The 232-nt window shown below is 53.4% G+C and carries 1 pseudogene; it reads left to right on the plus strand.

Going from position 1 to position 232, the window contains the following annotated elements:
* Positions 1-183: pseudogene (locus AC0L3A_RS41170) on the plus strand (NUDIX hydrolase); the annotation flags it as partial.
* Positions 184-232: the final 49 nt, after the last annotated feature.

Below are 232 nucleotides of genomic sequence, written 5' to 3' on the forward strand. Positions count from 1 at the left end.
TACGACGAGATTGCTTCTATCGCCAATGAAATGCTCGCCAAGTTGGGAAACGTTCCCGTGGAGAGAATAGAAGGGCTTCTTTCCGACTCCGCACGAGGCTCTGCGACTCCGAAAGTTGATGTTCGAGGAGCGATTGTGGAAGGGGATAAGGTGCTTCTAGTACCCGGAATCAGAGCTGAGTGATACGGCGGCCTTTGAAGCGGCGTTGGCGGACCTTTTTCTTGGTCCAGAC

It is taken from the genome of Bradyrhizobium sp. MI1.3 (assembly GCF_055811695.1).